This is a genomic window from Rhizobium sp. Root1334, from assembly GCF_001426665.1.
Lineage (GTDB): Bacteria > Pseudomonadota > Alphaproteobacteria > Rhizobiales > Rhizobiaceae > Pararhizobium.
Genome location: NZ_LMEY01000023.1, coordinates 503,575 through 516,180 on the forward strand (window position 1 = coordinate 503,575; position 12,606 = coordinate 516,180).

Genomic DNA, 12,606 nt, shown 5'->3' on the forward strand with positions numbered 1-12,606 from the left:
GCGATCAGGGTCGATGATCGGCATCGAAGGTTGGATCGACGGGGAGCTGCAGAGCGGTCGCGAGCTGGTTGGTCTTGGCGGCCAGGGCGATGACACGCAGCAGATCGGCGTGCTGTTCGGCCGTCATGCCCTTGGCTTTGGCGGCTGCCGTATGCGAATGTGCACAGTAGCCGCAGCCATTGGTGACGGAGACGGCGATGTAGAGCATCTCTTTCACGAGCGGATCGAGCGCCGACGGCGTTGCCATCACGGCTTTGACCTCGGCCCAGGTGGTTTCGAGCAGATCGGCATCGAAGGCGAGATAGTGCCACATATTGTTGATGAAATCGGATTTGCGGGTCGCGCGGATGTCGTCGAAGACGGCTTTGACGCGAGGATTGGATTCCGAATCGTGGTGTTTTGCGATGGTGCTCATGAGGCCCTCCGATCAGCCAAGGTTAGAGCCGCGAGGACGTGCTGTCGAGCGCCGGGAAGGGCGCGAGGGACCGAAAAGGGCTTTTGTTACAATTGCGTAATGAAGGCATTCTAGCATTGCCTGCAATGCAGCAAAAAGGGATAGTTGCCGCAGGAACGGGGTTCGCGCGCCAGTGTGGCCGAAACCCGCTTAATCAATTGGAGTTTTGCATGCGGCTTTGGAAGCAGCTTTTGATCTGCCTGGTCATTCTTGCCGTCGGCCTTGGCGTCTGGGTTCGCTTCGTGCCGGGTGCCACTGCAATGCTGGCCAAGGTGGGCGTGCCCGAGCAATTGCTGGCTTATGTCGCGAAACCGGCGGACGGTGCCAAGCAGGGTGAAGCACAAGGGCAGGCTGGCCGGAGCCAGGGGCGCGGTCAGGGCGGTGGTGCGCCGCTTGTCGTCACCCAGCCAGCCGATACGGCTGTTGTCAACGATCGGCTGAATGCCATCGGCACCGGCGAGGCCATCCTGTCGGTCAGCGTCACACCGCTTGCGACCGGTAATCTGACGGAAATTCTGGTGAAATCCGGCGACCGCATCGAAAAGGGGCAGGTCATCGCCAAGCTTGACAGCGACGAGCAGAAGATCGCTGCCGCGCAAGCCAAGGTCGCCCTTGATAGCGCCCGTGAAAAGGTCGAGCGCAACCGCAAGCTTGGCAATGCCGTCTCGGTTGCCATCCTGCGTGAAGCCGAATTTGCCATGCAGGCGGCTGAGCTTGCGCTGCAGACGGCGGAACTCGACCTGAAGCGCCGCGACATCGTTGCACCTTCCGGCGGTATCGTCGGTATCATCACTGCCCATCCCGGGGACTATGTCACCACCTCGACGCCGATCGCCGTGGTTGATGACCGTTCGCAGATTCTCGTCGATTTCTGGGTGCCGGAGCGGTTTTCGACCAAGGTCTCGGTTGGCCAGGATATTTCGGCTACTGCCATCGCGCTGCCGACCTCGGAGCTTTCGGGCGTCATCGACGCGATCGACAACCGTGTCGATCAGGCGAGCCGGACGCTGCGGGTCCGGGCGCGGATCGACAATCCCGATGATACGCTGCGGGCCGGCATGTCATTTTCGGTGTCGGTTCGGTTTCCCGGCGATCACTATCCGACGGTCAATCCGCTGGCGATCCAGTGGAGCGCCGACGGATCCTTCGTCTGGCGTGTCGAAGATGAGAAATCGCACCGTGTTCCGGTCAAGATCATCCAGCGCAATTCCGACAAGGTTTTGGTCGATGCAAAACTGACCAAGGGCGATGATGTTGTGGTCGAGGGCGTGCAGCGGTTGCGTGATGGCGGCACCGTTCGCCTTGCCGGAGAGCCGCGCCAACAAAAGCAGAAACCACAGCAGAGTGATCAGGAACAGAAGATCTCCGAGGCGGAGACTGCGAAATGAGTGGCGGTTCGCAGCATAAGGGTGCGGGTAGTACAGCTGGCTTCACGGCACTTTTTATTCGTCGGCCGATTTTTGCGCTTGTCGTTAATACCTTGATCATCGTCGCGGGTCTTGCCGCGTTGAACGGTATTGAAATCCGCGAATTGCCACAGGTGGACCAGCCGGTGGTCTCGGTCAGTACCCACTTCGACGGTGCCTCACCGGAAACGGTGGACCGCGAGCTGACGTCGGTGATCGAAGGCGCGGTTTCGCGCGTGCAGGGCATCAAGGATATTTCCTCGACGTCGCAATATGCGCAAAGCCGCGTGACGTTGCAGTTTTCCGACACGACGGATATCGGCCAGGCTTCCAACGATATCCGCGATGCACTTGGCCGGGTCAGCAACCAGTTGCCGGAGGATGCCGACGAGCCGCGCATCGTCAAGGCCGATGCCGACAGTCAACCGATCATGCGCCTGGCGCTGACGTCTGACACGCTGTCGATGGAAGATCTGACGCTTTTGGCCGAAAACGAGATTACCGACCGGCTTGCCGCCGTCGAGGGAGTCGCCGATGTGCAGATCAACGGCGATCAGGAAAAGATTTTCCGCATCGACATCAATCAGTCGAAGCTTGCCAGCCGTGGCCTGACGGTTGCCAATTTGCGCTCAGGCCTTGCCAGCGCGTCGCTTGACGTGCCGGCGGGGTCTTTGACCAGCGCCAATCAAGACATTTCGGTGCGCGCCACCGCCGACCTGCAAACGCCGGAACAGTTCGAAAACCTCATCCTCGGCGACAATGTCCGTCTCGGCGATATCGCCACGGTGACGCTCGGCCCGGACATAGGCACGTCGTCATTGCGCTCGGACGGTCGTCAGGGCATCGGCCTTGGTATCATCCGGCAAGCGCAGTCGAATACGCTCGATATTTCCGAGGGCGTGAAGCGGACCGTGACGACCATTGCCGAAATCCTGCCGGCAGGCACGCAGCTCAAGGTCACCAGCGATGATGCGGTGTTCATCGAAGGGGCGATCCACGAAGTCGAAATCGCACTGGTTGCATCGGTGATCATCGTGACGCTGGTCATCTACATGTTCCTGCTCGACTGGCGGGCGACGCTCATCCCGACGCTGACCATGCCGATCGCACTGATCGGCACCTGTGCGGCGATCTACCTGGCCGGCTTCTCGATCAATATCCTCACGCTTCTCGCCATCGTTCTGGCAACGGGACTGGTGGTGGACGATGCGATCGTGGTCCTGGAAAACATCGTGCGGCGGCGGGGCGAGGGCATGGGGCCGCGGGCTGCCGCCGTGCTTGGAACGCTCGAAGTGTTCTTTGCCGTTATCGCCACCACGGCGACGCTTGCGGCCGTGTTCGTGCCACTGTCATTCCTGCCGGGACAGACCGGCGGGTTGTTCCGCGAATTTGGCTTCGTGCTGGCTTTTGCCATCCTCCTATCAGCCTTCGTGTCGCTGACGCTCTGCCCGATGCTGGCATCGCGTATGCTGAAACCGCATGCCGAGAACCGTGGCCATACCGGTTTCATGGGCCGGATCGGTGCGCTCGCGGCAGCCTTCTACAAGCGCACGCTTCGCGCCTGTCTCAATTCGCCGCTGATCGTCTTCATGGTCGCGATCATGGTGACGGCGGCCGGTGGTGGCGCCTTTACGCTGTTGAAATCCGAGCTGACGCCGACCGAGGACCGGTCGCGCATCATGGTGCGGATCCAGGCGCCACAGGGCGTATCGCTGGAGTATACCCAGGCCCAGATGCGCCGGGTCGAAGATGGCCTAAAGCCGTTGGTCGATAATGGCGAGATTGCCAATGTCTTCTCCGTGTCCGGCCAAGGTGGCTCGGTCAATACCGGCTTCATGGTGCTGACGCTGGCGCCCTGGGGCGACCGCGACCGCACGCAACAGCAGATTTCCGCCGATATTACCAAGATAACCGCAAATATTCCGTCGATCCGCGCCTTCCCGATTCAGCCGAACAGCCTTGGTATTCGCGGTGCAGGCAATGGCCTGCAGGTGGCGTTGGTTGGTAACGATTACGCGAAGCTGGGTGACGCGGCGTCCAAGCTGGTGCGGCAGATGGAAGACAGCGGCCGCTTCGAAAACGTCCGGCTGAACTACGAGGCCAACCAGGCGCAGCTGTCGGTAACGATCGACCGCGAAAGGGCATCCGATCTCGGTATCGATATTGTCGGCCTGTCGGCGGCGCTGCAGGCCATGCTCGATGGCAATAGCGTGCTCGACGTCTATGTCGATGGCGAAGCCTACCCGGTCAAGCTGTTGTCGACGACCAATCCGGTCAATGACCCGACCGACCTGCAAAACATCTTCCTGAAGACCGGTGACGGCAAGATCGTGCCGATGTCGACCATTGCTACCGTCGAGGAAAAAGCCGTTGCGCCGCAATTGTCGCGCGAACAGCAGCTTCGTTCCGTGTCGCTGTCGGCCGGGCTCACCTCCGGCATTGCGCTCGGCGATGCGTTGACGATGGTCGAACAGATGGCTGAGCCGTTGCTGCCGCCGGGATCGCGCGTTGTACCGCTCGCCGAAGCCGCGACCCTGGACGAAAATGCCAACGGCATGTTTGTGACCTTCGGGTTTGCGCTTGTCATCATCTTCCTGGTGCTGGCCGCGCAGTTCGAAAGCCTGATCAGCGGTCTGATCATCATGTCGACCGTGCCGCTCGGGCTCGCCTGCGCCGTATTCGCCATGTTGCTGACCGGCAATACGCTCAATATCTACAGCCAGATCGGGCTTGTGCTGCTGGTCGGTATCATGGCGAAGAATGGCATACTGATCGTCGAATTTGCCAATCAGTTGCGCGACCGGGGCGAGGATCTGCGCTCCGCAATCGAGAACGCGGCCAATATCCGGCTGCGCCCGGTGATGATGACAATGATCGCCACTATCGTCGGTGCCGTGCCGCTGGTGCTGGCAAGCGGAGCCGGTGCCGAGGCCCGCGTGGCGCTGGGCTGGGTTCTGGTCGGTGGTCTCGGGCTTGCAACCGTCGTGACGCTCTATCTGACACCGGTCGCCTACCTGGTCATCGCCCGGTTTACCAAGCCGCATGTCGATGAAGAGCGGCGACTGCAGAGCGAGATGCAGCATGCCGAGACGTTGCAACTGGCGGAAGCTGCGGAATAGGTGTTCGGCGGTGGCCAGCACGGTCACCGCCAACTTCCCCATCTTGCGCCCAAGGACGGCTAGGCTATTTTTCCCCTGTGTCCGGACTGTCTCACTTTGTCGCAATTCTTTGCTAAACCCGCTACGTAGCGGATGAGGTTCTGGACAAAGTGATTCCGATTTGCACAGTAGAGCGTTGAAATCTAAGAATTTCCACGATGCTGAGCGGTCGTTCGGGGAAGAGATATGGCGCTGAAAGCGATCAGGGCGGGCAGCCGCAACGAAACCGGTATTCATGCAGCATTGCCGCTGATGGCTGCGCGGTTCGGTGATCGATTCCAGACTGGGCAAGCCATTCGTGCCCAGCATGCCCATACAACCACCTATATTCCAGCGCAGTTGCCTGACGCCGTCGTTTTTCCGGAGAGTTCGGAAGAGGTCGAAGCGATTGTCGCCATTGCCGTTGAGCATGGCGTTCCGTTGATCGCCTTCGGTACCGGTTCGTCGCTGGAGGGCCATATCAACGCGCCACATGGCGGCATCAGCGTCGATATGAGCCGCATGGACAAGGTGCTGGAGGTCAATGCCAGCGACTTCGATTGTACCGTCCAGCCGGGTATCACACGGGAGGCGTTGAACGTCTATCTGCGCGATACCGGCCTGTTTTTTCCGATCGACCCCGGTGCCAACGCCTCGATCGGTGGCATGGCATCGACGCGCGCTTCGGGCACCAATGCGGTGCGGTACGGCACGATGAAGGACAATGTGCTGGCAGTGACTGCGGTCACGGCCGGCGCCAAGGAAATCCGCACCGCACACCGCGCCAAGAAGTCGTCGGCAGGTTACGATCTCACCCGCCTGTTCGTCGGCTCTGAGGGCACACTTGGCATCCTGACCTCGGTCACGCTGAAACTGCAGGGTATTCCCGAACTGATCGCCGGTGGGGTGTGTTCGTTTCCGTCGGTTGGTGACGCCTGCAACACGGTGATCCTGACGATCCAGTCGGGTATTCCGGTAGCGCGCATCGAACTGCTCGACGCCTTGCAGATGAAAGCCAGCAATGCCTATTCGGGGCTGTCCTTTCCCGAAGCGCCGACATTGTTTGTCGAATTTCATGGAAACGCGGAAAGTGTCGCACTGCAATCGAAGCAGTTTGCCGAGATTGCCGCTGAATTCGGCAGTTCCGAATTCCAGTGGACCGCCAATACCGAGGAGCGCAATGCGCTGTGGAAAGCGCGGCACAACGCCTATTGGGCACAGAAGAGCCTGGCGCCGGGGCTGGCTATCCTGTCCACCGATGTCTGTGTGCCGATTTCCCGGCTTGCCGATTGTGTCGAGGCGACCCACGAAGACATTGCCGCGCATGGCCTCATCGCCCCGATCGTCGGCCATGCGGGCGATGGTAATTTCCATGTCGGGCTGCTGTTTGATGACAAGGATGATGCCGATATTGCCAAGGCGGAGGCTTTTGTCGCGCGCCTGAATGCGCGGGCTCTGGCCATGGATGGCACCTGCACAGGTGAACACGGCATTGGCCAGGGCAAGATGCCGTTTCTCGAAGCCGAACTTGGAGATGCGCTGGATTTGATGCGGCAGGTGAAGCGCGCGCTCGATCCCGGCAATATCTTCAATCCCGGCAAGATTTTTGCCATGTGAAAACGGCGGGTGGGTGTTAAGGAGTGGTAGGTGCCAAGAACGGCGCTAGCTTCCTCGGTCGAATGGGATAGGATTTTCAACTGGTGCTTTCGCGAATTCTGGTCTTTGTCGGTGGTCTTCTGGTCGTGGCGCTGTTTGCCGCGCTGATTGCGCCTCTGTTCGTGGACTGGACCGACTTCCGCAAGGATTTTGAACGCGAGGCAAGCCGGATCATGGGTAAGCCTGTTGTCGTTCACGGCAGCGTCGATGCCCGCCTTATTCCGTTTCCCTCGGTGACGCTCAACGACGTCCGTGTCGGCCAATCTGAAACCGGCGAGCCACTGATCCAGGTCGCGCATTTCTCGATGGATGCGGAACTTGCGCCCTTTCTTTCCGGCGAAGCGCTGATCTTCGACATGCGGCTGGAGCAGCCCAAGGCGAAGATCAGGTTGCTGCCCGATGGTACGCTCGATTGGGCGCGGGGGCGCAAGGCGTCCATTCCCGCCAAGACCGTGATCCTTGAAAACGTCGCCATCACCGGTGGCCAGATCGATTTTATCGACGAACAGACCGGCCGTACCCGGCATGTCACCGGGCTGGAGGCTGATCTCTCGGCCCGTTCGCTGGCCGGTCCGTGGAAAATGGAGGGCCGTGCTGCGCTTGATGGCGAAGCCGGCAGTTTTGCGTTTTCCAGTAGCGCAGCCGATGAAACCGGCACGCTTGGCCTTCGCTCGCGGCTGACGCCGGATAAGCGGCCTTTCGGTGTGGAACTCGACGGCGACCTGAAGATCGTCGATTTCAAGCCGGTCTATCAGGGCAAGTTCACCCTGACGGAAAACAAACCGGCGGAAGCGCAGAAGCCGCAGGACCAATCGGCAGCGCTACGGGTGACGGGCGGGTTCGAACTCACCAATGAACGCATCCGTGTTCCGGACTACCGGCTGGAAATCGGACCCAAGGACGATCCCTATCTGGTCACCGGCGAGGCAACGCTCGATACCGGCAAGGAGCAGGAATTCCTGCTTCTGGCCGACGGTCAGCAGATCGATGTCAGCCGCATCGGCAATGCGGGTGCCGCCGGAAAGACTGGCCGGGACCCGGCAATTTCGGTGCGCCAGCGGCTTGCGGCGATCATGGCGATCGCAGCCGATATTCCGATCCCGCAGGTGCCGGGAAGGGCGAGTTTGAAGCTGCCGGCAATCGTTGTCGGCGATACGACCGTACGCGATGTGCGCCTTGACCTGCGGCCTGACGGGGCAGGCTGGATGGTGGACAATGCCGTTGGTCAACTGCCCGGCCGCACGCAATTTGAGGCAAAGGGACGGCTGCAGCTGACAGGGGTGCGTGCCTTTCGCGGTGAGATGCTTGTCGCGTCCAATCAACCCTCCGGCCTTGCATCCTGGCTTGCAGGCTCTGTCGATCCAGCCATCCGCAAACTGAAGACTGCCGGTTTTTCGGCGACGGTGAACCTGACCGACATATTGCAGCAGTTCGAACGGCTGGAAGTTGCAGCCGGTCCCGCCGTGCTGCGCGGCCGTATCGAGCGGCAGGCGCTGGAGGGCGTGCCGCCAAACCTGTCATTGCAACTCGCAGGCAACAGTATCGATCTGGAAGCACTGCAGGCGCTGGCTGGCCTCGTGGCAGGAGACGCGTCCACCGCGACCCTTCTGTCGCACACGATCGCGGCAGACCTTTCGGCGGAGAAGTTCTCGGCGTTCGGCGAGGATGCCAGCGACGTGCAGCTGGTGGCGACGCTGAAGAATGGCCAGCTGCAGGCCGAACGCGTATCGATCGGCAATATCGCCGGCACGCAGCTTGCCCTGTCCGGACGGATGAGCGGCGAGATGACCGCGCCGGTGATTTCGGCCAAGATGAAGCTGGCATCGCCGGACCTTACACCGTTTCTGAAGATGATCGAGCGGCATGCCGAAGCGCACCCGGCATTGGAACGGCTGGTGAAGAGCGGTCCCTATTACAGCAATGCGGCACTGGACCTGACGCTGTCGGCGGGCAGCCAGGACGGCAAGGCACCGGTGACGTTCGGTATTGTCGGCTCAGCCAACGGCACCAAGATCGCCGCCAATTACCAGGCGCCCGATATCGCTCAGGCGCTTGCCGGGCAGGGCATCCTCTTGGAGGCGACGATGGAAAATCCGTCGGCGCCGGTTCTTCTCGGGCAGGCGGGTTTTGATCCGCTGCCGTTCGATGCCGATGAGAATGCCATTCTGTCGGTAAAGCTGCAGGGCACTGACGGCCAGAAAGCCAATGCCGGTCTGACCTTCACGACGGCGCGCACGGCACTTTCGGCGAACGGCGATATTGATCTTTCGCGCGACAATTTCCTGTCGGGTCAATCGAAGATCTCGCTGGAAAGCCAGGATTTCGAGCCATTCCTGCTGCTGCAGGGAATTGGCCTGCCACAAATGGGAACCGGCTTGCCGCTGGCACTGAAGGCAGATGTCGCCACGACGGCCGATGCGGTGACCTTTTCGGCAATCGAGGGCAAGGCGGATGGCAACGCATTTTCCGGCACGTTTGCTGTCGACCGGAAAACGCCGGGCAAGGCGACGGGACAGATTGCACTCGACACGCTGGATATGGCCTGGGTCGGCGAAGGTATCCTTGGCGCCGTGCAGGATGGCGCCAGCGGGGATTTGTCTGAACTGCCTGTGGTCCAGCCGGCCTGGAGCGGGTTTGATGTCGCAGTCGATATCTCCGCCAAGCGCTTCTGGCCTGGCGTCTATGGGGCTGTCTCCGACATGTCGGGCAAGCTTGCCTGGAAGGGCGACCAGATTTCGATCGACACGATTGCCGGCAACTGGCTGGGCGGAAAGATCGAAGGCCGTCTGCTGCTCGGAAATGGCGATGGCTCCGGCTTCTTCCAGACGCGGCTCAACCTCAAAGATGGCGACCTCGCGGCTGCTGTCTGGAAAACCGGCGGCGCAGCCGTTGCCGAGGGGAAGTTTGACCTGACGCTTGCGCTTGAGGCATCCGGCAAGACGGCGAAAGCCATGGCTGAATCTGCCAGCGGTTCGGGGACGGCGACGTTACGCGACACTGTCGTGCACGGCCTGAACAGCGCAGTGCTGCCCGATATTATGGCGGCCGCGGACAGGATCGAGGGCGATATCACGCCGGCATCGGTGAAGCCACTGGCCGAGAAGCTCGTGCTTTCCGGGCAGACGGCCCTGGGTGCGGTGCCGGTGCCGTTCAGCATCGCCGGCGGCACGTTGCGGGCTCAGAACGTGACTGCGGGCGATGCCGCTGCCAATCTGTCTGGAAATCTGGAAATCAGTTTTCCCGATGAGCGGATGACTGGCGGTGTCACGGTCGATTTCCGCCCGGGCGAGGAAGCGTTGACGGGCGCAGAAGCACAGGTGAGCCTTGATTATGCCGGGCTCCTGCATTCGCCTGGCCTGACCTTCGACGCAACCGACCTGTCCAACTTCCTGTCGCTCAGAGCGTTCGAGCGCGAGCGCCGCCGTGTCGAGACGCTGCAGGCAAACGTGCTTGAAAAGCAGCGGCTGCGCCGGGAAGTGGCGCTCTACAAGGCCAATGCCGCCGAGCGTGAGGCGGCACGCCTGCGGGCGGTTGAGGAGCAACGCCGGCGCGCGTTGGCCGCGAAGGAGGCCGCGCGGCAAAAAGCGGAAGCTGACAAGAAGGCGGCCGAGGAGGCTGCGCGAAAAGCCGAAGAACAGAAAAGCCAGAACCTGCCGCCGTTCGATCCGACAGGCGGCGTGATCCGGGGCGAGGAACTCAGCGCGCCGCAGGATGGCACGACGCCCGCCGAACAGCCTCCGGTCATCCAGACACCGCAGCAAGGGCTTAATTTCGAAGTATTGCCGGGTGTGCGGCCACAGTAAATTTGCAATGGCACTGACAGGCGAGGCGGCGCCGATGCCTGGCTCACCGCCTGCTGGCTTTGATCCAGGTCAGGACATAAACCCTGAGCGCCGAGGAAAGATTGCTCTCGGCTGCGCGTCCATCATCGATCTCGGCAATCAACTGCGCAAGCGGGATTTGGCGGTCTTCGGCGATCGTCTTCAGTTCCTGCCAGAATGGTTCCTCCAGCGAGAAGCTGGTGCGGTGGCCATGCAGTGTCGCCGAATGCTTGCGGATCACAATGCGCCTCAGAAGTTGAATCACATCCGTCTGAAAGTGATTCCGGAAAATGGGCTTATCTGTTGATTTTCAAACGGATTGTGGGTTTTCGTGCGGGCGAGGCGGTTACTTCCCGTTGTCCGGTTCCGCCGGTGTCTCGCGCTTTCCCTGGTCGAGCGCTTTATTGGCCTTGTCGTTGAGCGCCTTGGTCAGTTGCTTTTCGGCTTTCGTCCGCCCAAAGGAAATCCGGTTCTGATCCGCCGACTTGTCCTTCTCCGTCCGCGCCTTTTGCTTGCGGAACTGACGGAGATTAACGACGTCGCCGGTCATGATGAGCCTGTCCGAAGTTGGGTTTTCAGTTCTTCTTGCGGAAGGAATCCAGTGAAACCACCGATCCGCCTTCCTTCTTGCCGTCATCGCCGGTCTTGCCAGCGTCTCCAGCATTGGCTTCGGTATCCTGCTCGCCGGATTTTTCTGCGGCTGCGACAGGGTAGGCGGTGATTTCAGCGGTCTCTTCTTCGTCGAAGGCCGCGACATCGAATTCAAGCTCGAAGTTGACGGACGGATCGTAGAAGCCGCGGATCGCGTTGAACGGGATCACCAGCTTTTCCGGCGTGTCCGAGAACGACAGGCCGATTTCGAACAGCGTTTCGGTGACCTTCAGGTCCCAGAACTGATGCTGCACGACGATTGTCATCTGCTCGGCATACTTGGCCTTCAGATGCTGGGAAATGCGCACGCCGGGCGCGCCGGTGAGGAAGGTGATGAAGAAATGATGGTCGCCGGGAAGGGCACCGGTGGCTGCGACTTCGATCAGGACCTTGCGAATGACGCTGCGAAGCGCATCCTGCGCCAGAATGTCGTAGCGGATATGGTCTTGGCCCATAAGATCCCCGTCTTTCTTGTAACTCAACTCTGTCACACTTATGCCATTTGCTCTGTACGCAGGAAAGTCCTGATATACGAGTCATTTGCATCATTTATAGATCATTTCAAGGCAGCCGAGAAGGCGGCGTCGAGCGGGAGAGGAATGGTGTCAAGGTGGGAGAAGTGGAGGTTTCTGTTGCCAGGTACCTCCGAACCCCGCCTTACGGTGCGAACCGGAAGGGCTTGATTTGAAGTGTCACACTGCGATTAAGCAGCGAGACGAGCTTCCGCATAGTTGTCGTTTGCAACTACAATTTTAGCCCGATAACGGTGGTACAATGCCGAGCAAAAAGTCGATCTTTACACCCTTGTCGATCCTATTTCGCCCCCATCAAAAGCCGGTCTGTCGTCTGTGGCACTGAAGCCGTTTCGACCGGTTTTTGGTGGAGGCGCCGGGTACCGCCCCCGGGTCCAATAGGTTTATTTCATCGCCTGTTTATCGCCATAGCCGCCCGAAGACGGCAACTGTCATATAGGTCTTAAACTGCGCCAAGAAAAGGGCCTTTTCGAAAATACAATCGGCCTTTGCACGCATCGGGGCCAGATGATCCTTGACATGCTCGCCAAGCGTGAAAAAACTCGTGTAGCGTCCCTTTAATCAAGAAAAGGACGCGGCCTGAAGCCAAACCGTGTGAGGAGACACCATGACGGATTATCTCGCAGATGTGAAAAAATACGACAGCGCCGCCGACGAAGCCGCCGTGAACAAGATCGTCAAGCATCTGGGTATCGCATTGCGCAACAAGGATTCCTCGCTTGTTTCTGCTTCCGATCCGACTGAACTCGACCGGGTCAAGGAAAAATGGTGCGGCAAGAAACTTGGCGTTACCGGTCCGGACGCCGACGCAGCTGTTGATGCCGTGGCCAAGACGATGGCCGGGGATCGTTCGAAGTCGCGTGTGACCTTCTACTACCTGGTGGCAAAACACCTCGGCAAGCTCGCGACGCTTTGATCGTTCGCGCTTTTTGATGAGCCGTGCCTGGG

9 protein-coding genes and 1 other RNA gene are annotated in these 12,606 nt (G+C 60.2%); 5 read left to right on the forward strand and 5 right to left on the reverse strand.

Annotation, left to right across the window (positions count from 1 at the left end; translation table 11 throughout):
* Window positions 1-4 precede the first annotated feature (4 nt).
* Window positions 5-415 carry a carboxymuconolactone decarboxylase family protein gene (locus ASD36_RS20815; RefSeq protein WP_060506774.1) on the reverse strand — a complete coding sequence of 137 codons (411 nt, stop codon included), beginning with the start codon at window positions 413-415 and terminating at the stop codon, window positions 5-7.
* Between the two features lie 209 nt (window positions 416-624).
* Between ASD36_RS20815 and ASD36_RS20820 the strand changes: the two genes are divergently transcribed.
* The 4 genes from ASD36_RS20820 (at window position 625) to ASD36_RS20835 (ending at window position 10,456) form a co-directional block, all read left to right on the forward strand.
* A complete protein-coding gene (locus tag ASD36_RS20820; RefSeq protein ID WP_060506775.1) occupies window positions 625-1,842 on the forward strand; it encodes an efflux RND transporter periplasmic adaptor subunit in 1,218 nt (405 codons plus the stop codon).
* Window positions 1,839-4,979 (forward strand): efflux RND transporter permease subunit, encoded by a 3,141-nt coding sequence (locus ASD36_RS20825; protein WP_060506776.1) that lies wholly within the window; start codon window positions 1,839-1,841, stop codon window positions 4,977-4,979. The genes ASD36_RS20820 and ASD36_RS20825 overlap by 4 nt, the downstream gene beginning before the upstream one ends.
* A 225-nt stretch (window positions 4,980-5,204) precedes the next feature.
* On the forward strand, window positions 5,205-6,614 hold the full coding sequence (locus tag ASD36_RS20830; RefSeq protein ID WP_060506777.1) for an FAD-linked oxidase C-terminal domain-containing protein: 1,410 nt from the start codon (window positions 5,205-5,207) through the stop codon (window positions 6,612-6,614).
* 83 nt (window positions 6,615-6,697) lie between these two features.
* The gene (locus ASD36_RS20835) at window positions 6,698-10,456 is read left to right on the forward strand and encodes an AsmA-like C-terminal region-containing protein (protein ID WP_082512323.1); all 3,759 of its coding nucleotides are present in this window, start codon (window positions 6,698-6,700) and stop codon (window positions 10,454-10,456) included.
* A gap of 43 nt (window positions 10,457-10,499) precedes the next feature.
* Here the strand turns inward: ASD36_RS20835 and ASD36_RS20840 are convergent, their stop codons facing one another.
* From ASD36_RS20840 to ssrA, 4 genes are all read right to left on the reverse strand, one after another.
* The gene (locus ASD36_RS20840; protein ID WP_060506809.1) at window positions 10,500-10,727 is read right to left on the reverse strand and encodes a ribbon-helix-helix domain-containing protein; all 228 of its coding nucleotides are present in this window, start codon (window positions 10,725-10,727) and stop codon (window positions 10,500-10,502) included.
* A 93-nt stretch (window positions 10,728-10,820) separates the two neighbouring features.
* Window positions 10,821-11,024 carry a DUF4169 family protein gene (locus tag ASD36_RS20845; protein ID WP_060506778.1) on the reverse strand — a complete coding sequence of 68 codons (204 nt, stop codon included), beginning with the start codon at window positions 11,022-11,024 and terminating at the stop codon, window positions 10,821-10,823.
* Window positions 11,025-11,049: 25 nt separating this feature from the next.
* Window positions 11,050-11,580 (reverse strand): SspB family protein, encoded by a 531-nt coding sequence (locus ASD36_RS20850; RefSeq protein ID WP_060506779.1) that lies wholly within the window; start codon window positions 11,578-11,580, stop codon window positions 11,050-11,052.
* A gap of 163 nt (window positions 11,581-11,743) precedes the next feature.
* Window positions 11,744-12,123, reverse strand: a transfer-messenger RNA (tmRNA) gene (gene ssrA / locus ASD36_RS20855).
* A 142-nt stretch (window positions 12,124-12,265) separates the two neighbouring features.
* Between ssrA and ASD36_RS20860 the strand changes: the two genes are divergently transcribed.
* Window positions 12,266-12,574, forward strand: coding sequence for a DUF2853 family protein (locus tag ASD36_RS20860; protein ID WP_060506112.1), 309 nt, complete (start codon window positions 12,266-12,268; stop codon window positions 12,572-12,574).
* Window positions 12,575-12,606 lie beyond the last annotated feature (32 nt).